This is a genomic window from Flavobacterium xizangense (genome assembly GCF_054075145.1).
This window is the reverse complement of sequence record NZ_JBSIPG010000005.1, coordinates 123012-145521: the sequence shown is the minus strand read 5'-3', so window position 1 is coordinate 145521 and position 22510 is coordinate 123012. Positions and strand designations below refer to the sequence as shown.

Annotated in this window: 19 protein-coding genes; 2 read left to right on the top strand and 17 right to left on the bottom strand. The window is 32.3% G+C overall.

Annotated features, from left to right (window positions below; all coding sequences use genetic code 11):
* Positions 1-93: 93 nt before the first annotated feature.
* From hisF to ACWA1B_RS13840, 9 genes are all read right to left on the bottom strand, one after another.
* A complete protein-coding gene (gene hisF, locus ACWA1B_RS13880) occupies positions 94-849 on the bottom strand; it encodes an imidazole glycerol phosphate synthase subunit HisF (RefSeq protein ID WP_456907837.1) in 756 nt (251 codons plus the stop codon).
* A gap of 84 nt (positions 850-933) precedes the next feature.
* Complete coding sequence (gene hisA, locus ACWA1B_RS13875) at positions 934-1659, bottom strand: 1-(5-phosphoribosyl)-5-[(5-phosphoribosylamino)methylideneamino]imidazole-4-carboxamide isomerase (protein WP_456907835.1); 726 nt, start codon at positions 1657-1659, stop codon at positions 934-936.
* A gap of 88 nt (positions 1660-1747) precedes the next feature.
* The gene (gene hisH, locus ACWA1B_RS13870) at positions 1748-2329 is read right to left on the bottom strand and encodes an imidazole glycerol phosphate synthase subunit HisH (RefSeq protein WP_456907833.1); all 582 of its coding nucleotides are present in this window, start codon (positions 2327-2329) and stop codon (positions 1748-1750) included.
* Between the two features lie 87 nt (positions 2330-2416).
* A complete protein-coding gene (hisB, locus tag ACWA1B_RS13865; protein ID WP_456907831.1) occupies positions 2417-3553 on the bottom strand; it encodes a bifunctional histidinol-phosphatase/imidazoleglycerol-phosphate dehydratase HisB in 1137 nt (378 codons plus the stop codon).
* A 107-nt stretch (positions 3554-3660) separates the two neighbouring features.
* Positions 3661-4710 (bottom strand): histidinol-phosphate transaminase, encoded by a 1050-nt coding sequence (hisC, locus tag ACWA1B_RS13860; protein WP_456907829.1) that lies wholly within the window; start codon positions 4708-4710, stop codon positions 3661-3663.
* A gap of 90 nt (positions 4711-4800) precedes the next feature.
* Complete coding sequence (gene hisD, locus ACWA1B_RS13855) at positions 4801-6084, bottom strand: histidinol dehydrogenase (protein ID WP_456907827.1); 1284 nt, start codon at positions 6082-6084, stop codon at positions 4801-4803.
* 127 nt (positions 6085-6211) lie between these two features.
* Positions 6212-7069 (bottom strand): ATP phosphoribosyltransferase, encoded by an 858-nt coding sequence (gene hisG / locus ACWA1B_RS13850; RefSeq protein ID WP_035643834.1) that lies wholly within the window; start codon positions 7067-7069, stop codon positions 6212-6214.
* Positions 7070-7394: 325 nt separating this feature from the next.
* Positions 7395-8780 carry a sensor histidine kinase gene (locus ACWA1B_RS13845; protein ID WP_456907825.1) on the bottom strand — a complete coding sequence of 462 codons (1386 nt, stop codon included), beginning with the start codon at positions 8778-8780 and terminating at the stop codon, positions 7395-7397.
* Entirely contained in the window at positions 8781-9446 is a 666-nt protein-coding gene (locus ACWA1B_RS13840) for a response regulator transcription factor (RefSeq protein WP_456907823.1), read from the bottom strand. It lies immediately after the preceding gene.
* A gap of 204 nt (positions 9447-9650) precedes the next feature.
* Between ACWA1B_RS13840 and ACWA1B_RS13835 the strand changes: the two genes are divergently transcribed.
* Positions 9651-11783 (top strand): LTA synthase family protein, encoded by a 2133-nt coding sequence (locus tag ACWA1B_RS13835; protein ID WP_456907821.1) that lies wholly within the window; start codon positions 9651-9653, stop codon positions 11781-11783.
* A 145-nt stretch (positions 11784-11928) separates the two neighbouring features.
* On the opposite strand, the gene ACWA1B_RS13830 is transcribed toward ACWA1B_RS13835, so the two are convergent.
* On the bottom strand, positions 11929-12927 hold the full coding sequence (locus ACWA1B_RS13830) for a zinc dependent phospholipase C family protein (RefSeq protein WP_456907819.1): 999 nt from the start codon (positions 12925-12927) through the stop codon (positions 11929-11931).
* A gap of 175 nt (positions 12928-13102) precedes the next feature.
* Between ACWA1B_RS13830 and ACWA1B_RS13825 the strand changes: the two genes are divergently transcribed.
* Positions 13103-14056, top strand: coding sequence for a hypothetical protein (locus tag ACWA1B_RS13825; RefSeq protein WP_456907817.1), 954 nt, complete (start codon positions 13103-13105; stop codon positions 14054-14056).
* Positions 14057-14060: 4 nt separating this feature from the next.
* Here ACWA1B_RS13825 and ACWA1B_RS13820 read toward each other — a convergent pair whose 3' ends face one another.
* The 7 genes from ACWA1B_RS13820 to ACWA1B_RS13790 form a co-directional block, all read right to left on the bottom strand.
* The gene (locus ACWA1B_RS13820) at positions 14061-15026 is read right to left on the bottom strand and encodes a YeiH family protein (protein WP_456907815.1); all 966 of its coding nucleotides are present in this window, start codon (positions 15024-15026) and stop codon (positions 14061-14063) included.
* A gap of 75 nt (positions 15027-15101) precedes the next feature.
* Positions 15102-15998 (bottom strand): LysR family transcriptional regulator, encoded by an 897-nt coding sequence (locus ACWA1B_RS13815; protein WP_456907813.1) that lies wholly within the window; start codon positions 15996-15998, stop codon positions 15102-15104.
* 69 nt (positions 15999-16067) lie between these two features.
* Positions 16068-16814: a M15 family metallopeptidase gene (locus tag ACWA1B_RS13810; RefSeq protein WP_456907811.1), complete on the bottom strand. Its 747-nt coding sequence runs from the start codon at positions 16812-16814 to the stop codon at positions 16068-16070.
* A complete protein-coding gene (locus tag ACWA1B_RS13805) occupies positions 16815-17648 on the bottom strand; it encodes a DUF4846 domain-containing protein (protein WP_456907809.1) in 834 nt (277 codons plus the stop codon). It abuts the gene before it with no gap.
* A 66-nt stretch (positions 17649-17714) separates the two neighbouring features.
* Positions 17715-19742 (bottom strand): hypothetical protein, encoded by a 2028-nt coding sequence (locus ACWA1B_RS13800; RefSeq protein ID WP_456907807.1) that lies wholly within the window; start codon positions 19740-19742, stop codon positions 17715-17717.
* A 109-nt stretch (positions 19743-19851) separates the two neighbouring features.
* Positions 19852-20598 carry a 3-oxoacyl-[acyl-carrier-protein] reductase gene (gene fabG / locus ACWA1B_RS13795; protein ID WP_456907805.1) on the bottom strand — a complete coding sequence of 249 codons (747 nt, stop codon included), beginning with the start codon at positions 20596-20598 and terminating at the stop codon, positions 19852-19854.
* Positions 20599-21153: 555 nt separating this feature from the next.
* Positions 21154-22500: a DUF4302 domain-containing protein gene (locus tag ACWA1B_RS13790; RefSeq protein ID WP_456907803.1), complete on the bottom strand. Its 1347-nt coding sequence runs from the start codon at positions 22498-22500 to the stop codon at positions 21154-21156.
* Positions 22501-22510 lie beyond the last annotated feature (10 nt).

The window sequence follows — 22510 nt, the reverse complement described above, 5'->3', positions numbered from 1 at the left end:
GTTTCTTGCTTCTTGTTTCTTGCTTCTTGTTTCTTGCTTCTTGTTTCTTGCTTCTTGTTTCTTGCTTCTTGCTTCTTGCTTCTTGCTTATTTTTTAAAGCCTAACTTCAATTCCATTATTTCTAAGTTCTTGTTTTAAAGCTTTTATCTCTATTTCTTTAAAGTGAAAAACACTCGCTGCCAAAGCTGCATCTGCTTTTCCTTTTTTAAAGGAATCAACAAAATGTTGAATGTTTCCGGCTCCTCCCGAAGCAATTATTGGAATATTTACTAATTCTGAAAGTTTAGCCAAAGCTTCGTTTGCAAAACCATTTTTAGTTCCATCATTATCCATAGATGTGAATAAAATTTCTCCTGCTCCTCGTTCTGCCACTTCAACAGCCCAATCGAAAAGATTTAATTCGGTAGGCACTTTTCCTCCAACTAAATGCACAATCCATTGTCCGTCAATTTGTTTGGCGTCAATTGCAACAACAACGCATTGACTACCAAATTTTTGTGCCAAATCATTAATCAACTGCGGATTTTTAACTGCCGATGAATTGATTGAAACTTTATCAGCACCGTTATTCAACAGAATATCAACATCTTCAACAGAGGAAATCCCGCCGCCGACAGTAAATGGAATATTGATTTTCTCGGCAACGCTTCGAACCATGTTTACTAAGGTTTTACGTCTTTCTTCCGTGGCCGAAATATCAAGAAAAACCAATTCATCTGCGCCTTCAGCAGAGTAAATTTCAGCCAATTCAACCGGATCACCAGCATCGCGTAAGTCAACGAAATTAACGCCTTTTACAGTTCTTCCGTTTTTTATATCCAAACAAGGTATGATTCTTTTTGCTAACATTTATCTAATGTGTTAATTAGAAAATTAGTCAATTAGCTAATTAATTTACACTCCGCAAAACAATTATCTAATTATCAAATTTTCTCATTTTCTAATTATAAAATCCTCTAGTTGTTTCAAGCTAATTCTTCCTTCGTAAATCGCTTTTCCAATGATCGTTCCTTCACAGCCCAATTCTGCTAATTTTGGTAATTCGTCAAAAGTTGAAATTCCTCCTGAAGCGATTAATTTTATTCCTTTTGCTTCTCCCAGAATTTTACTGTACAAATCAAAACTTGAACCTTGAAGCATACCGTCTTTAGCAATATCTGTACAGATAACATACTGAATCCCTTTATTTTGATAATCCTGAATAAAAGGAACCAAATCTTCATTTGATTCTTCTAACCACCCAGAAACCGCTATTTTTTCATCTTTTGCATCAGCGCCTAAAATAATTTTCTCTGAGCCATACTCTGAAATCCATTTTTCAAAAATTGCTCTGTTTTTTACCGCAATACTTCCGCCCGTAATTTGATTTGCACCGCTTTCAAAAGCAATTCTCAAATCGTCATCTGATTTTAATCCGCCTCCAAAATCAATTTTTAAACTTGTTTCTGTGGCAATTTTTTCTAATATCTTATAATTGACAATTTTACTTGATTTTGCACCGTCTAAATCTACCAAATGCAGATATTCAATTCCGTGCGCTTCAAATGATTTCGCCACTTCAAGCGGGTTTTCATTGTAAATTATCTTGGTATCATAATCACCTTTGGACAAGCGAACGCATTTTCCTTCAATGATATCTATGGCTGGTATTATTCTCATGTTTTTAATTTTAGATTTCTGATTTTAGATTTTAGATTCTAAAACTGAAATGGATATTTTAATTAATTTTTGATATTGTAATTGGAATTTACATTTTTAGAAAATTGCCTAGAATCTTTTCCCCAACATCACCACTTTTTTCTGGGTGAAATTGAGTTCCGTAAAAATTATCTTTTTGTAAAGCCGACGCATATTCAACATCGTAATTTGTTGTTGCGATGGCTTCTGCACAATTTGGTGCATAAAAGCTGTGAACTAAATACATAAACTCATATTCAGAAATTCCTTTAAACAAATCGGTTTTTAAATCATAAATCTGATTCCAGCCCATTTGAGGCACTTTTACGTTGTTTGAAAATTTCAAAACGTCAACATCAAAAATTCCTAAACCTTTGGTATTTCCTTCTTCCGTTTGATTACACATTAATTGCATTCCCAGACAAATCCCCAAGACAGGTTGTTTCAATTCAGGAATCAAACCATCCAATCCACTTTCACGAAGTTTACTCATCGCCGAACTCGCCTCGCCAACGCCAGGAAAAATCACTTTATCAGCCGATTTAATTTCGTCCGGAATATTACTCAGAACAGCTTTAAAACCCAATCTTTCAATAGCAAACATAATGCTTTGAATATTTCCTGCTCCGTAATTTATAATTACTATTTTCATTAACTTTTTGTTTCAGGTTTCAAGTTTCATGTTTCAAGTTACTCCACTGAACTTGAAACATGAAACCTGAAACAATTTTTAACCTTTTTAAAGCATTCCCTTCGTCGAAGGCAAAATCATTTTTTCGGTATCTCTTTTTACAGCTACTTTTATTGCTTTCGCGAAAGCTTTAAAGATTGCCTCAATTTTATGATGTTCGTTGATTCCTTCTGCTTTGATGTTTAAGTTGGCTTTTGCGCCATCTGTAAATGATTTGAAGAAATGATAAAACATTTCAGTTGGCATTTTGCCTACCATCTCACGTTTAAATTCTGTTTCCCAAATCAACCAGTTTCTTCCTCCGAAATCAATTGCTGCCTGCGCTAAACAATCGTCCATTGGAAGACAGAAACCGTAACGTTCAATTCCTAATTTATTTCCTAGCGCTTTCGCGAAAACCTCTCCTAAGGCAATAGCCGTATCTTCAATTGTATGATGTTCATCAACTTCTAAATCGCCTTTTACCGTGATTTCCAAGTCCATTTGACCGTGACGAGAAATTTGATCCAACATGTGGTCAAAAAACGCAATTCCCGTGTCGATTTTGCTTTTTCCTGTTCCGTCGAGATTTAAATTGATATAAATATCCGTTTCATTAGTTTTTCTAGTAATAGACGCTGAACGCGCTTCTAATTTCAAAAACTCATAAATTGTTTTCCAATCCATTGATTGCAAAACAATTGTTTCGTCTAATTCCTCACGTTTTGATGAAATTTCATTACTACCAATTCCATCAGTATTATTCATAAAAATCGCTTTTGCACCAAGATTTTTAGCCAGTTCGACATCTGTCAAACGGTCCCCTAAAACAAAGGAATTAGCTAAATCATATTCTGGATTATTCAAATATTTTGTTAGCATTCCAGTTCTTGGTTTGCGTGTAGGCGCGTTTTCTTCTGGAAAAGTTCTGTCGACAAAAATTTCGTCAAAAACAACGCCTTCGTTTTCAAAAGCTCTTAAAATAAAATTTTGCGTTGGCCAAAACGTATCTTCAGGAAAACTGTCCGTTCCTAATCCATCCTGATTGGTTACCATTGCTAATTCGTAATCTAATTCATTAGCAATTTTAGCCAAATATTGAAAAGCTTTTGGATAAAATTCTAATTTATCTAAACTGTCTAATTGGTAATTTTCTGGTTCTAAAACAATCGTTCCGTCACGATCGATAAAAAGTACTTTTTTCATATATTTATTTTTAAGAATAAAGAAAAAAGAGTAAAGAAAATAGACTTTTCATCCTATCCAAAAAGCTCTTTCATTTTTTCTTTCTTCTTTGCTCTATATTCTTTCTTCTATTTTAACAACTTCAATTCCTTAATAACAACCGCATTTTCTTCTTTTGTTCCAATCGTAAAACGAAGACAGTTTTCGCATAAAGGTTGCGTCGTTCTATTACGAATTACGATTCCTTTTTCTATTAATTGATTGTATCGTTTATTGGCGTCATCTACTTTTGCCAAAATAAAATTGGCTTCTGTAGGAAAGACTTTTTCTACAAAATTAACTTCAAGCAAAACTTTAAGCAATTCTTCTCTTTGCTCAATAATAGAAGCGATTTCTTGTTTTATTTTTTCCGAATCTTTTAAACGTTCGATTGCTCTTTGCTGTGTCAATTCGTTTACATTATAAGGCGGTTTGATTTTATTCAAAACTGAAATAACAGCTTCAGATGCATAACAAATTCCTAAACGAATTCCAGCCAAACCATAGGCTTTTGAAAGCGTTTGTGTAATCACCAAATTTGGATATGCGTCAATTTCTGTCAGCCAGCTTTCCTTCTCTGAAAAATCAATATAGGCTTCATCAATCACTACTAAACCTTTAAAGTTTTGCAATAATTTCACCACACTTTCATCTGAAAAAGAATTTCCGGTTGGATTGTTTGGCGAGCACAAAAAAATGATTTTTGTATTCGCGTCAACTGCTTCTAAGATCTTTTCAACTTGAGGTTGAAAATCTGTTGTCAATAGAATTTCTCTGTTTTCGACTGCATTGATATTCGCTAAAACACCATACATTCCGTAAGTTGGTGGCAGTGAAATAATATTGTCTTTATTAGGCTCACAAAAAGCTCTGAAAAGCAAGTCTAAAACTTCATCACTTCCATTTCCTAATAAAATCTGGCTTTGTTTCGTTATATTATTTTTAGCCAAAATCGCTTTAACCGAATTCTGCTGCGGATCAGGATATCTATTTACACCATTCTGAAATGGATTTTCATTGGCATCCAAAAAAATCATTTCGGCTGTATCAAAATCCTCAAATTCATCTCTTGCCGATGAATAAGGCTTTAAAGTTTTAACGTTTTCACGTGTTATTGTATTTATATCGAAAGTACTCATTGCTTTGTCTTTTTTAAGAAGCAAAAACCAAGATGAAAGACTTTTTTTCTTAAATCTTGCTTCTTTGTTCTTTCTTCTTCCTTTTGTCTTTTATTTTAAACTCTCCAATCTCAACGTTACAGCATTCTTATGCGCTTGTAAACCTTCGGCTTCAGCCATAGCTTCAATCGCTTTTCCAATGTTTTGAATTCCGGTTTTAGATATTTTTTGAAACGTCATTGATTTCATAAAACTATCCAAGTTTACACCGCTGTAATTTTTTGCATAACCATTTGTTGGAAGCGTATGATTTGTTCCCGAAGCATAATCTCCGGCGCTTTCCGGTGTATAATTTCCAATGAAAACCGATCCTGCGTTTACGATTCCGTTACAATAGAAATCATCGTATTCAGAACAAATGATAAAGTGTTCAGGTCCATATTCATTAATTAAATCCAAAGCAATTTGATCATTTTCGACATAAATTAATTTCGAATTTTCGATGGCTTTTTCTGCAATAGCTTTTCTTGGAAGAACTTCTAATTGCGATTGTATTTCTTCTTCGACATCCGAAATCAGTTTTCTGGAAGTTGAAACCAAAATCACCTGACTATCTGTTCCGTGTTCGGCTTGAGATAACAAATCCGAAGCTACAAAAGCCGGAACTGCCGTGTCATCAGCTACAATTAGTAATTCTGAAGGTCCGGCCGGCATATCAATTGCAACGCCAAATTGTGTTGCCAACTGTTTCGCCACAGTTACAAACTGATTTCCTGGTCCGAATATTTTATACACTTTCGGAATAGATTCTGTACCAAAAGTCATTCCCGCAATAGCCTGAATTCCGCCAACTTTCAAAATTTTTGTTACACCGCATAAATTTGCTGCATATAAAATTGCCGGATTAATTTTTCCTTTTTTGTCTGGAGGAGAACACAATACGATTTCTTTACAACCTGCAATTTCAGCCGGAACTGCCAACATTAAGACTGTCGAAAACAAAGGTGCAGTTCCACCCGGAATATACAAACCAATTTTCTGAATTGGTCTTTTTTCCTGCCAGCAGTTTACACCTTCAATTGTTTCAATTTCAATTCTGTCGGTTTTCTGCGCTCTGTGAAATTTGTAAATATTGTCTTTTGCTAATTGAATTGCTTCTTTCAATTCATTCGGGATCAATTCGATTGCTTCATTTATTTCTTCCAAAGAAACTTCATAATTGTCTTGTGAAATACCATCGAAAATTGAAGTGTATTTTGCCACAGCTTCATCTCCTTTTTTCTGTACTTCTCTGAAAATTTCTTTTACTGTAACCTCAATATCATCAATAGTTTGAGTTGGTCTTTTTAATATATCTGACCAGATTTCTGGTTTTGGATTATCAATTTTATTCATACCGTAATTTTTTTTTATCGCAAAGGGCGCAAGGTTTTATTATTCTCTTTGTCTTGAAAAACACTAAGTTCGCAAAGCTGCATCTACAACTTCGGATTTGGAAATTCCACTTTAGATTTTATTTTTTTTAAAGAACCATTTTCTCGATTGGACAAACCAAAATTCCTTCGGCTCCAACTTCTTTTAACTGATCAATTACATCCCAGAAAGTATCTTTGTCAATTACGGAGTGAACACTACTCCAGCCTTCTTGTGCCAATGGAAGAACTGTTAAACTCCTTAAAACAGGAAGAATTTTCCCAACAGCATCAATTTTATCATTTGGAACGTTCATCAGAATATATTTTGAGTTTCTGGCACGCAAAACGGCCTGAATTCTGAACTTTAAAGTATCGATGTGTTTTTGGATTTCTGGAGAAACTTTTGGAGAAACTGCTAAAACTGCTTCGCTTTTTAAGATTACTTCAACTTCTTTTAAGTTGTTTTTAAACAATGTACTTCCGCTTGAAACAATATCAACAATAGCATCTGCAAGCCCAATGTTTGGTGCAATTTCAACAGAACCAGAAATTTGGTGAATATCAACTTTTAAACCAAATTTACTAAAATATTCATTTACAGTGTTTGGATAAGAGGTTGCTATTCGCAAACCTGCTAAATCTTGCACAGAATTGTAGTCAAATGTTTTAGGAACTGCTACAGAAACTTTGCATTTTGAGAAACCCAATTTCTGAACGACTTCAATTCCTTTTCCTTTTTCTACCAAAAGATTATCGCCCACAATAGCTAAATCTACAACACCATCAATTAAATATTGAGGAATATCTGAATTTCTTAAGTATAAAACTTCAAGAGGAAAATTAGAAGCTTCTGCTTTTAATTGATCAATTCCGTTGTTGATTGAAATACCGCAGTCTTTTAGGATCTGAATGCTGTCTTCGTTTAAACGACCTGATTTTTGAATGGCAATTTTTAAAGTACTCATTTTTTAGTTATTTGTTTGATTAATAGTTTGAGTACAAAGAATTGGTATAAAAAAACCCGTTTGATGTACTCAAACGGGTTTTAAAATATGATGATTTACACACATACCATTAACACATCGCCTGAGAGCAATAATGAAAATGATGATGATGTAATTGATTTGAAATCATTGTTTGGTTTGTTTTATAATTCTTTGATTCGGTTGCAAATATACTAGTTAATTTCATAAAAAAACAATTTTTAATATAACTTAACGATAGTTTATTGTTAAATAAAAATTGAAGTACCATTTTTACTGTCATTTTTTTACTTGCGATAACGTTTTCTTAATTATCATTAAAAGTCAAATGAACAGTTGTTCCTGAACCTAATTCACTTTCAATTTTAAATTTGATATTCAATAATTCTGTGGTTCTTTTTACAATAGACAATCCTAGTCCAGTCCCTTTAATTTCAGGATGATCCGTAGAATTTGATCTAAAAAACGGACTCGAAATTAATTCTAAATCACCTTTTGCAATCCCTATTCCGTTATCTGAGATTTTACATATTGTTTTACCGTTTTGCTTTAAAAGTAGAATAGAAATATTTCCACCTTTATCAGTATACTTTATTGCATTCGAAATAATATTTCTTATAATAGTAATTACCAAAAAAGTATCAGACTGAATATAACAATCTGCAACAGCATCAAATTTTACATCTATTTTTTTTGAATTTATTTTCTCCGAATTCAGCGTCAACACATCCAGTATTAACGAGTTCAAATAAACTGACTCCTTATTAACATTCTTTTTTTGATTCTCAAAACGTGCCATTAAAAGCAGTTGATCCACAAGGCTATTTAAATGATCGACTTCATTTATACAATAATTAATTTTCTCTTCGTATTCTTTATTATCTCGAGGTTTACGAATCAATACCTCAAGTGTTCCTTTAATAACTGTCAAGGGTGTTCGTAGTTCATGAGATGCATCAGAAGTAAACTGTTTTTCACGTTCTATCGCATCTTCAATTCGGTTTAATAAATTGTTTATTGTTTTTGAAAGCGTGAACAATTCATCGCGTGTTTTTGGCAACGGAATCCTTGTTTTCAAATTGTCTTTTGTAATTATTCGGGACGTATCTATGATTGCGTTAATGGGTTTTATACTTCGTCCTGCAAAAAAACGGGCAATTAAAAATAATAATACTAAAATAATTGGAAACGCTATTAATAAGGTATCGAGGAGATTTTTTAATACTTTGACCGAATCTGATAATGACATTGCAATGATTAAATAACCTATTTTTTTTGATTGCACATAAAGCGGAATCTGAACCTGCCTGATCTTACTATCTAATAAATTGGTGTCAAATAATTCATAGTACTCTTCACCTTCATGATAAATAAGTTTTTCGTTTTTTAAGTTGGGTGATTTTTCAATTATTTTTTTATTTAAATCCAAAAACTGAACAAAAACCGGGTTAACATCAACGGAATTATGTTCCCGTTCTTCCCATTCTTCTGCATCCATAAAAATCACTTTCTTGTTTTCAACTCTGATTTCTTTTAAATGATTCTGAATTTCAATCATCAAATTTTCATCAATATGTTTATAAACAGTAAATTTTACTGTAGAATAAGTTGCTGAGAAAACCACTAAAATCAACAAACCTGTTGTAATAATATAGTTTAAGGCAATTCTGTTTTTAAAAGATAATTGTGCCATTTATAAGTCGTTAGCGATATATCCAATTCCGCGAATCGTTTTTATATAATCTTCCTCGATTTTTAAATTGAGTTTCTTTCTAATTGCATTCATAAAAACATCAATTACTCCAGTATCATACTCAAAATTTATTTCCCAGACATCTTTTAAAATCTGATTTCGAGTACAAACTTTGCCTTTATGCTGAATCAAATAAGTCAATAATTCAAATTCTCTCTGTGTTAGTGAAACTTCTTCATCATTTTTTAGCACAATATGCTTTGACAAATCAATTTTTATCGCCCCAAGAGTTAATTCCTTATCGCCTTTTATGTGCCTGAAATGAATCTTAATACGCTCAACCAATTCTTCAAAACTAAAAGGTTTTTTTATATAATCATTCGCGCCAGCTTTTAAACCGGCAACTGTTTCCTGTACAGTATCTTTTGCAGTAAGAAAAATTATTGGTGTATGTTGGTCCTTAATCCTAATCGCTTTGCATAGATCCAGTCCGTTAATTTTAGGAAGCATCCAATCTAACAAAATCAAGTCAAATTGATGATTCTGAACTAATTCAAAACCTTTTGAACCGTCGTTAGCAGTGGTTACTATATAACCTTCTTCCTCAAGTCCCTGTTGCAAAAATTGCACAATTCCTAATTCATCTTCAACTATTAAAATATGCATGTATATATATTTAAGATTTTAAATTAATCTCAGTTCATAGTTTGTCAAAGATAAAAATTTTCGCACTCAGATATAACGCTAATGCATTAGAATAAACCAATTTAATCATCTTAAGACAACTTTAAGTTAACGTTAAGCAAGGTAAAAGCATCTCTTCATCTCTCATTCATTAATGCAAATTAATTTTGCACAAAATATAATACCATGATTTACAAAAAGCTTTCACCTTTTTACAATCTCGCAATTTTCTATTTCCTCGTTAGCTTTCTCTTGCGAATTGTACTTTTTTTCCATCCAATCACGCAAAGTTCCTTTACAATTTTAGAAAGTTTAAAAATTTTCAGTTTAGGATTAATTTCTGATCTTTTCGTTTTTGTATTGGCAAGCGTATTCTTATGGCTTTATTTAATTTTTATTTCTAATTTGAAATACAACAAGCCATATGGATATATAATTCTGGGTGGTTTTGTTGCCTTACTTTTATATATCGCTTCGGGAAAAAGTATTTTAGATGAATATGGCGGCGCTTTGCCACGAATTGTTTTGATATTTGTCGGAATCAAAACATTACTTTTTTCTTTGTTGCTTTTTCTTCCCAAATGGAGAGACCAAATTAGATACTGGCTTTTTGCTTTTGTAATTTTCCTTTACGTTCTGCTGATTCTTCAAAACGGTTTAAGTGAATATTTCTTTTGGAATGAATTTGGTGTAAAATATAATTTCATTGCGGTTAATTATCTGATTTACACTAATGAGGTAATCGGAAATATTATGCAATCTTACCCGGTAATTCCAATATTTTCAGTACTTTTTGCTATTACCGCCGCTATAACTTATTTTATTTTAAAAAGATCTAAAAACTATATTGAAGATATTCCGAACCTAAAAGAGAAACTGAAAATTTCAGGAATTTATATCGGTTTGTTTTTGATTTCTTTGTTCGCAGTTCCGAATTTATCAAAAACTGAAAACTCTAAAAATGTCTTTGTTAACGAGTTACAATCAAACGGATTGTATAAGTTTTATTTAGCATTTCAGAATAACAAATTAGATTATTTCAAATTTTATAAAACACTGCCAAACAATAAAGCTTTTGCCAATTTAAAAGAAAACTTCCCTAATATTTCAGGTCAAAATACCATTCGTGAAATTAACAGCGATTCTCTTGAAAATCATAAAAATGTTGTTCTAATTACGATCGAAAGCTACAGCGCCGATTTCATGAAAGCTTATGGAAATAAACAAAACATAACGCCATTCTTAGATAGTTTAGCGCAAAAAAGCCTTCAGTTCACTAATCTATATGCTGCCGGAAACCGAACTGTTCGCGGACTTGAAGCAGTAACTTTATGCCTTCCTCCAACGGCGGGAGAAAGCGTTGTTAAACGTGAAGACAACAAAAACAAGTTTTCAACCGGATTTGTTTTCAGACAAAAAGGTTATAACGTAAAATTTATGTACGGAGGTGATGCATTCTTTGATAATATGAAAGATTTCTTTTCAGGAAATGGATATCAAATTGTTGACAAATCAAGTTTTTCACCCGAAGAAATTACATTTTCAAATGTTTGGGGCGTTTGTGATGAAGACATGTACAATAAGGCAATAAAAGTGATGAATGCCGAAGCTCAAGAAAACAAGCCTTTTTTCAATCATATTATGACGGTCAGCAATCACAGGCCTTTTACTTATCCAAATAACAAAATCGACATTCCAGGCGATATTAAATCTCGTGAAGGCGGTGTAAAGTATACGGATTTTGCGCTTCGAAAATTCTTCGAAATGGCAAGCAAACAACCTTGGTTTAAAAAAACCGTTTTCGTTATTGTTGCAGATCACTGCGCTTCAAGTGCCGGAAAAACACAGCTTCCGTTGGATAAATATAGAATACCTGCTTTTATTTATACTCCAAATGAAAAACCAGCAAAATACAATCAATTAATGTCTCAGATTGATTTGATGCCTACACTTTTCGGATTGCTACATTTTGATTATCAAAGTAAGTTTTTCGGTCAGGACGTTTTTAAAGCCGATTATAAACCGAGAGCTTTTATTGCAACGTACCAGGATTTAGGATTGATAAAAGACAATGTTTTGACTATTTTATCGCCTAAACAAACAGTAAAGCAATATAGTTTAAAACTAAAACCAACTGCTGGAGTTGCTCCTGAATTTCAAATTATGTGTGAAGAAATTCCATTGAAAACAGAAAAAACTGATTTGGTAAATGATGCTATTTCCTTTTATCAATCGGCATCATATGTATTAAAAGAAAAACAATATCAGTTTAACGATCTGAAAGCGAAGAACGCTAAATTGTATGCAAAACTTCGCTAGAATGGAAAAAAGAAGATAGAAGAAAGAAACCAGAAGAAAGACAAAAGATAAAGCCTCAAATTCAAATGAATTTGAGGCTTTATCTTTTACTTTAAATTTCAAATTAACCTGTAACCTGAAACTTTAAACTTGAAACAAAAAATAATTAATCGTTTTGATTCTTCATCCCGAATAAATCTCCTTTTTGATACAGTTTTAAATCATCCTGTAAAGATTGGTAATTTCTTTGTGTAACTGCTGGTGAATCTAAACCACTTAAATCTGGTTTTCCTGCATTTACCCAAGCCGTGTACCAAAAACTTGCTGTTGCAGTGATAGCTTTTTTCATTTGGCTTTCTACCATTCCGTTCAAATCTTTATGCAATTTTTCAGCATATTCATCAGCGAAAACAGCAGTATTATATTTCGTTTTTAATATTTTTCCGTCTGCATCTTTTTTAAATACAGCATCTTCCGGAGTTGATGTTCTTAATTTTTTATCAATATCTAATAACGGTTTTACTAAACTGTGTGTATCATTAATCATTGCCCAAATTGCTTTATGAACATCTCCATAATATTGTGCTTCAGGAACATTTAATTTATAGTTTTTAGCAAATAATTCAGGTAATCTACTTTCCCATAATGAATGAATTCCTTTTTGATCGCTTAATTGTCCGTCATGATTTGCAGATGTATGCAAAGGCATATGTGCATCTCCAATGTAGTGACCTAAATCTGCAGCAAGAAACAAAATCTCAGCTCTATTTTTATCTTTAAAAGCCTTAGTCAGTTTTGCCATCATATCTTCAATATACCAAGGCAAAATTCCGTTGTCATTCAAGAATTTAGCATCATATTTTTTCTTTGCTTCTTCCATTGTTTGTGGAATGCTGTCAACAGCTCCGAAATTTTCCATGTCAAAATAATGTCTTGGATTTTCGTCTTTATAATTTAAGGCATACTTACGAATGTCTGGAACTGAAGCTTCCTGAGTAATAAAATCGATGTGATTGTAAAAGAATACTTGTAATTGTTTTGGCAAAGCCATTACAGCAGCTTTATTAATTCTTTCATGGCCTACAATTCCCCATGACAGAGTAAAAAAACCAATAATTAAGGCAAAAAAAGCAATTAACTTTGGTCTCATCTTGAAGTTTTTCATTTGTTTTTGTTATTTGAGGGGTCAAATTTAGCTTATTTTAAAGATAATTCAAAAGAGAACCATTTAAGATTCTGTTATTTTAACTTTTTTTAGTTTTTAAACACTATAACTACAATAAGTTCACATCTTCAATCATTTTTTCTTTGTATGTTTGTTATAGTTCAAAACCCTTTTTATGCGTCTTATTCATACAAGTTTTCTCTTTATTGTTTTTAATTTTTTCAGTTTTTCTCAAACGCCGGAAGTTCAATTAAAAAATGTCAGCGACACTATATTAAATACTTCCCGATCACTTAAAATAGCTGATCCTTTTGATGCTATAAAAACTATGCAAAAATTGTTTCCTGGAAAATTATATCATTTAGCAGATAAAAACACTTTTATAAGCTGGACTTGCAAAAACTGCAAACCAACTTCTTTTATTGATGTTAATGGTGTTGAAGGCGATCAATTATTTCCTTATTCTGAAGGAGTTGCAACAAGACTTCTATCCAATATTGATTACTCTGATTCAAAAGGAAATCAATTTAAAATTCTAACTTTCAATCATTCTTTTTACGACGAAGATGGTTTACAGACTGGCCGATTTTCCGGAGGTTTATTAGGGATTGCCAAATTTGCAAAAAACGGAACATTATGGGAAATGAAATCCTTTCAGCCTGGTGTTGCTGCTTTTGGCGCTTTTGCCCAATGTCCAACCCCAAAACTTATACAAATTGGTGAAGATCAATATGCTTTCACTCTTTTACATGTAAATGGAGGTGCGGGCGGGCCTTTTGAAGGTTATCTATATTTAGTTGCTGGTTTTGGAGGTAAATATCAGCCTATTTTGGAGGTTCATGAATATCAACTCACCAATGTTGCAAGCACAACATGGACAAGTTCTTATGCAATTGCTCCAGATTCAAACAAAAAATATTTTAGAGATATTATTATTAAAACAAACGGTTCATTTGACAAAGCTGCTCAAGCGGAAGACGAGTTTGAAGTTAATCTTCCTACTGAAATCAGTGCAATGGCTAAAACCAAAAAGCAATTTGATTTTGAAATTGAAAGACGATTTTTGTTTAATGGAAAACGTTATAATTTGATTGGCAAACCAATTGTGAAATTTTCAAACATTAAATAACTTATTATTTCAGAAAAATAATGGCGATTAATGCCAGAACCGCTATAAAAATCCAAAGAAAAACTCCCTGAAGCAAAGGCTTCACTCCTACTGTTTTTAAAGTGCTGATATTTAAAGTGGTGCCAATAAGAAACAAAGTTATTGTCAATCCAATTTTGGCAATACTTACAATATGTGGCGCAAAATTAGAAATATTTGGAACGTAAGAATTCAACAACATTGCCAAAGCAAACAATCCGATGAAATAAGGAATTTTAATTTTTGAATTTTTGTTCTTGAAAATCAAAGCAGTTATGATAGAAATTGGAATAATCCATAATGCTCTCGCCAATTTAACTGTTGTTGCAATTTGCAAAGCTTCAGCACCATATTTATTAGCCGCACCAACCACAGAACTTGTGTCGTGAATCGCGATTGCACACCATAAGCCGAAATCTTTTTGGGATAAATCCAATTGATGTCCAATAAACGGAAAAACAAATAACGCGATTGAATTCAATATAAAAATGACACCCAAAGCAATCGAAGTTTGATTTTCATTTGATTTTATTACAGGAGAAATGGCGGCAATAGCACTTCCTCCACAAATCGCTGTTCCGCATGAAATTAAGTGAGATGTTTTTTTCTCCGTTTTCAACCATTTTCCTAAAAGAAATCCGAAGATCAAAGTGCTGAAAATTGAAAACACAGTAAGTATGAAACCTTCTTTTCCTGCTGAAATTGCACTAGAAGCATTCATTCCAAAACCTAAGCCAACTACAGAAAATTGCAATAAAAATGTAATTGCTTTTCCATTAAATTCTACAAATGGATTTCCAAAAACATTCACCAGAACAACTCCTAATAATAATGCAATTGGTGGAGAAATAATTGAAAATAAACACAACAAAACTATTACGGCAAAAAGCACTTGCTGTAAAGATTCGCTGATTTCAAATAATTGCGATGCTGATTGTTGTTTTGTTTTCAAAATGGGATAATTGAAATTATACTTTGCAAAGGTCAGTTCTTTTTAGTAGAATTGCCAATCGCAAATAACAATCCTCTATAACTTCAAGTTATAATGAGAGAAAATATTCTGAGTAAACAATTCAGATAAAGGATCGGATTTCCCCAACAAAGTAATAATATAGAAATATCTCTCAATGGTTAAATTTTCAACATCTAAAACAATCAATTCTTTGTTTTTCAACTCATTTCCTACAGCGTGAATCGACATAAAAGCAAAACAATCCGAATTTAAAAGATAGGATTTGATACTTTCAGTACTTCCTAACTGCATCTCAATCTGTAAATCAGAAAGTTTTAAATTTATATTTTTCAAAGCAAATTCAATAACTTCAAGTGTTCCAGAACCACGTTCTCTAGTTATGAATTTCATTGATTTTAAATCATTTACCGAAATTTCATTTTGTTTCGCAAACAGATTTTTACTGCTGCAAACCAATACTAACTCATCTTTCAAAAACGGAATATACTTAATTAACTGATTTTTTGATTGTCCCTCTACAATCCCGATTTCGATTTCTTTATTGATCAAGGCATTTTCAATTTGTTCTGTATTTCCATTCAGCAAATTGACTTTTATATCTTTTTGTTTCTGATGAAAACGAGCCAAAACGGGCGAAATAACATATTGCGAAATTGTTGTGCTCGCTCCTAACCGCAATAAGCCTTGGCGTTCACTGATGAACGAACTCATTTCAAAATCAATTTCTCGGTAAATTTCAAAAATTTCTTTTGTATGCTTAAACAGAATATGCCCCGCTGGAGTTAAAGCAATTTTAGAACCGTTTCGTTCAAACAACTTTGTTTTATAAGTTTCTTCGAGTTCCTGAATGTGTTTTGAAACGGCTGGCTGTGTAATATACAATTCGGTCGCCGCTTTAGTAAAATTAAGGCGGAGCGCAACGGTGTAAAATACTTTTAGCCTGAAATCCATAATCATAAATTTTTAATTCGTAATCCGCTTATCTCCGTAATATTTTTTTTGCAATAAAATATTTAAAATTTATAACAAAAGCTCAGGTCGATACTCAAAATGCATTGTGTCATAATGTTTCCAATTTCCTCCCCAAATAAAGCCATATTTTTCAAAAATTGAAACTAACTTGAGGGGAATCTGATTTCTATACGAAAGAGTAGCATCTTCATTTTTACATTTACAATCCCATTGCCAATAACTAGAATTTTTGACATTAATATCTATCGTCATTCCATAACTATGCATACTCAATCGGTTTGTTCCGGAAATATTTCGCCAATTAAATGTACCTCCAATATCACTAATGTTTTTTTTAAATTCTGGATTATTATCTAATTCTGCCGAGAGTTTCTTTACTATTTTATCAATCCCGTTTACGGTTGTTACTTTTATAGTCTGATTGACTAATTTCGGGCACCAAATAATTTCAGTCATTTTTGATTCAACTTCTGATTTTGAATTTCCGTAAATTTTCTTAAAAAAAGCTTCATTTCGAATTCTTCCTGCATCTTCCTTTGGAATTAAATTCTTATCTGCTTTATTATAAACAAACTTAAATTGATCCTCAATATCAGGATTATCTAATAATTCTTGATTCGTTTTATTTTTAAAATCATCATAAATTAAATTTGATTTATCACTAAAAATAATTTTATTATCCTTATAACCAACTATTTGATCTGGATATGCTTTAATTAATTTTTGAACATTCAATGGGATTTCTTGCGAAAAAGCATTTTGAAATATAAGGACTAAAAAAAAGAATCGTTTCATTTAAAAACGTTTTAATTGTGAGGAACTAAAAGTCCATTCGGGTGTTTTCAGAGAAGTTTCAAAATCGACAGCGTACCAAGGACCCAACGAACTATTATTTGGATTTTTCAATATTTGAATTTCCTGCGCAGGCATATAACTTTGTGCCAAAAGCATAATTTTTTGATTGTTTTTTGGATTCACAGCCATATCAACTACAATAACTGCGTGACCTGGAAAGCCTCCTTTTATAAAAACATCTCCTATTTTTATGTCTGAAGCATTAATTGGTTTTAGTTCTTTTTCTAACGAAGCCGTTCCTGCATACATAAAAACCGTTTCTAAGTATTTCCAATAAGTTTCATAACTGTCAGATGGTTTTGCGGTTTTAACCCAACTAGTTTTATTGCCTTTAACTGCAATTCTGAAACCTGCGGCCCATTTAGTAAAATCAGCTCGAAAACCATTTGTAAAATTAAAATGTATTTTATCGTACTGTTTTTGGCTATAAAAGTAATCCGCTCGCAGACGCATCACGGCATCAGCACATTGATGCAAATCCTGTTTCCCAATGGGTAAATCCACAACCGCTTCATAAACGTTTCGATTTGGTTTTATAGTTCCATCAAAATACAAAACATTTGAACCCAATGGTTTTAATGGAAGATTTCGCAAAAAAAAACCAAACGAAGTTTTAGAATCCTCGTCCCGCACAAATCCCTGAGGCAGTTGAAAACGTTGCTGAATCGTGTTTTCCAAAAGATTGCTTTTGTTGCTATTATTTGTCTCTGAAAATGAAAAAAGACAAAAAATTACCATCAAAATTGCTACAATAAAAAAGAATTTAACCTTCATAATTTTAGACTTTTGATTTATAACCTCACGATTACAAAATGCTACAAGGAATTCGATTATATTCCATCACAACAATCCGTTATATTTTCTAACAAACCATTCCGTTGTCAATAAGGCAGCAATTAAAATCAACAACCAAACCCAGTCTATTATTGGAGTTTTGGTGGTTACATTCTTTTCTATTGATTTGTATTCTTTGTTTTCTAAAAGTGCATTAATCAAATCATCTGCCTGATTTTCAAAGAAAGCTTTTCCGTTTGTCTGTAATGCCAATTGCTTTAATTTTATAACGTCAGGATTTACGAATTGTTTTTCGATATCAAAATCTAAAATCTCAAAATGACTTGAATATGAAGTATTTGAATTTAGTTCTTTTACTGTGAAGTTGTATTTTCCAGCCGTTAATCCGTCTAAATTTACAGAATATGAATTATTTCCTTTCAATAAATCGTAGTTTTTGCTTTGCTTCGTTTCTGTATTTGTAACCGAAATTGTTAATCTCGCTTTTTCGTCAAATTCGTAGTTTTTATTAAAATACTGTGCGTTGATTACAAGTTCATCACCTGAATTGTAAAAACTTTCATGCGTAACAACCAATGATTTTTTTGAAGCCGAAGTTGCTAAAAACTGAACAATCTTATCAATAAAAAGATCGTATTTTTCAAATGACTGATTATCAATATGACTTTGCAAACGCCATTTCCAGCTGTTTTCTCCTAAAAGAAAAGCCGTTCTTTTTCCTTGATTTTCGGCGAAAGCCAATAAAGGCGCATTTGTAGAAACGTTTCTAATTCTTGAAGAAAGCAAAACTGAAACATTTCCGTTTGTTGTAATGGTTCCGAATGCATTTTGCAATGGCGGGAAATTTTCAAAACCAATATTATCAGTTGCAAACAAATTAAACTGAGACTGGAATTCAGATAAATAATCTTCAGTCTGCCCGCTCATTTTAAAAATCAGATTATTTTGCTGCTGATTTAAAAAATTGAAATCGGTATTGTTTCCTGTGATAATAAAAGTATTTCTTCCTGCTAATTTATTATTGTCAAATACCGATTTGAAAGATGCATTTGGTTGGTACAAAACCAAAACCGAAGCTTCTTGTAATTGATTGATATCATTTGGTTTAACCAAAATCACTTTACGCTGCGCATTAACTTCAATTGAACGTTTTAAAGCTGCAATATCCGGATGATTTATAGCCGAAACAATTGCAATTGTAGATTTTTGATCTATTATTTCGACAGCAAAATTCTTAATATTATTGTAACTGTTTTTTTCTTTTGCACTTGAAGAAATTGAAGCTCTAAAAATTTGCAATCCTACTTTATCTGCCGGCAAAAGCAAATTCAAAGAAGCTGTTTTTTTTGATGGAGAAAAAGAAACTTTCTCTTTTGCTACAACCGAATTTCCTTGTGAAATTGTAAAATCAGCCGTTGCGGCTTTGTCTCCGGAATACTGCAGAAAAACTTCGACAGGAAATTTATTTTTATGAAAAGCGTATTTGTTTACGTTGAGCTGATTGATTTTTAAATCAAAAAAAGTAGTTGTATCTCCCACAACCAAAGGATAAACTTTATTTACAGGATCAAATCGATATACATAATCGTTTCCTGTGGTCTGATTTCCGTCGGTAATAATAACCGTTGGAAAAATCAGGTTTTTGTTAATGCTTTTTAGATTTTTGGCAACTTCATCAAGATTGGTTTGTTTTCCCTTAAAATCAAATTTATCAGAAGACTTAAAATCGGCATCAAATTGATAAGACTGAATGTCAAATTTCTCTTTAAGAGCAGGATTTGAAATCAGTTTTTTGTATAATTCAACTGATTTTTTATCTGATTTCAAAGCTTCAATCGAGCTTGAATTATCAACAGCAATTGCCAAAGGTGTTTTGGTGATTTCAAGCGAACTTTTAGAAATTATCGGATTTATCAATAAAACCAATAACGCAAAAATCGCCACAAAACGTAAAAAAGCCAAAAACCAAATCAGATTCGATTTGTTTTTGGCTTTAAAAAAATATTGAAAATACGACAAGCCACTAGCAATTATTAAAGAAAGTAATAATAAAAAAATCGTGTTTGTAGTCATATATATTTAGTATTCAGTATCAGTTTGCAGTGATCAGATTAAAAATTGTGTTCTTTTCCAGAGTCAGAATAAAAAACTTAGCACCTTAGAACCTTAGCAACTTAGAATCTTAGGTAAGCATTCCTCCGCAAACATTAAGAACTTGTCCTGTAACGTATGCACTCATATCTGAAGCTAAGAAAAGACAAGCATTTGCAACATCTTCAGTAGTTCCACCACGTTTCAACGGAATTCCGTCTCTCCATCCTTTTACTACATCTTCAGGTAATTTTGCAGTCATTTCAGTTTCGATAAAACCTGGAGCAATTGCGTTGCAACGAATATTACGAGAACCTAATTCAAGTGCTACAGATTTTGTAAAACCAATTGCACCCGCTTTAGAAGCTGCGTAGTTAGTTTGACCAGCATTCCCAGAAACACCAACAACAGAACTAATATTGATGATAGAACCAGCACGTTGTTTTAAGAATGTTTTTTGAATTGCTTTTGTCATATTGAAAACAGATTTCAAGTTAACATCAATAACTTGGTCGAAATCAGCTTCGGACATACGCATTAATAAGTTATCTTTTGTAATTCCGGCGTTGTTGATCAAAATATCCACAGTTCCAAAATCAGCTAAAACAGCGTCAACAAAAGCTTGTGCTTCATTAAAATCAGCTGCATTTGATTGGTAACCTTTAGCTTTAACTCCTAAGCCGTTCAATTCAGCCTCAAGAGCTTCTGCAGATGCAGCAGATGAACTATATGTAAATGCTACGTTTGCGCCGTGTTTAGCAAAAACTTCAGCAATTCCTTTTCCGATTCCGCGGCTAGCGCCTGTAATGATTGCTACTTTTCCTTCTAGTAATTTCATATTAAGGTATTCGTTTTTATTTTTTGAATTACAAATATAGATTATTTGGGCGTTTAATAAAATTTGGAATACAAAAAATGGCATTTTATGTTCATTTTTAAACAAAAAAAAAGCAATCCAATTTTGGATTGCTTTTCGCTCAAAATAATAAAAACAAAAAATAAAATCTATAAATAATTTTGTCGTGTTATAAAATAGGCGATTCCAAGTAATACTGCCATAAAAAGCATTCTATAAATCGCAGATTGAAACTCTGTTGTTCCATTACGTTTGTCTTCTTTTCTCTGTTTTATAAAATTGACAATAATTACTGGAAGAATAACAAGAATTGATGCATATAAATAATACCTAGTGTATTGAGGATATGATTCTGAAAATGTCACTAATACTAATCCCCAAAAAAGGAAAATTACATTTACTGGAGTTACAATTTTTTTACCATATTTTCTAGATATTTAATTTATTTAAAAATTGATATTCATTCTTTGAAAAAGTGAAAAAAAGCAGCTCAAATTTTGAGCTGCTTTTCCTCCAAAATTAAAATAAAACTAAAAATTAATTAAGTTGCCATGTTGTCATTCTAAAAGGAGTTGACGAACTCGTAAAAGTGTAAACTGTGTTTGAATAGAATAATCTAAAGCTTTCTTTCTTCACATAAAGTCCGTTGGCATCCATCAAATTTTTGTCAAAACCTGCAAGAAATGCTGGAGTTGCAACAGTTGTGTTTCCGTTCCATGATTTATGCTTCAGAATTATTTTCTTTCCAACCGGATCTTCAACTACATCTACGTAATGCTGTAAAGCTGCTCTACCCACAAAAGTGTAATAAATAAAATTTCCAAGTGAATGATTCATATAAATTTGCACAGAAGAAATGCTCTGACCAGCTGGTAATGCTGCATTAATTTTTGCCAATTCCGCTTTAAATAATACTGAATTCGTTACAGCATCTTCTGTATAATCATTAGGATAATAACCAAATCTTGAATATACTTTTCCTGGAAGCATTATTTTATAATCGTCTGTAAGAACGAGAGGTTTATCTGTGTATTTTATAACAGCACTTACGCCTCCAGTTCCTGTTGCTGTAAAACTTCCATCTGTGCTATTATAAGTAAAATTGGTAAGTTTTTGTTCACCTACTTCAACTGCTGGACTTACTACGATTCCAGTTGGTGTATATCCAACTCCCATATTATAACTAACAGTATAACCACTTTCTATAGAGTTTGATTCCGCAAAACGAGTTATCGCGCTAAATGAAAAATCAAATTTATGAATCGCTTTACCATCGTTTGTTTCAAGCAATCTGAAAAGTGGTCTGTCATCTCCTCCAATAACATTTTGCTCCATTAAAATGTTTTTAGGAAGATCTGTCCAATCATTAGCAGTTGCTTTTACAAAACGTAATTCCTCTCCACTTCTGTTTGTTCTAAAAATGATTTCACCATTTTCTTGTCCGTAGTATAAAAACTGAAAATCTCCTAAATATCCTTTTGCTCTTAAAGCAGGAATTGGGTAATTGTCTGACTCTGACAAAAGGTGAATTCTGTTTCTAGTCGTAAAAACAACACTCACAGTGCTTCCTAACTGAACTTCATACTCGCTTTTATAAACATTAGTATCACTATCAAAATCTGAAGCCATTTGTACCGTTCCGTCTTTGGCAAATTTGAACAAGTGTGTGTAACCTCCTAAAACAGTGTTATCGGTAAAATAAACTGCTTTCCATCCAAATTCTGAAGAAAGCAATAAATTACTTAGCTCACTTTTTTGAGCATTTAAACGCTCAGTTGGAGTTTGGTCAAAAATTTGTTCCGCATCTGTATTATTGCTACAGCTGCCCAAGTACAACACCAAAAGCGTTGCAAATAAGTACTTATATATAAAATTTATTTTCATAATACTTCTT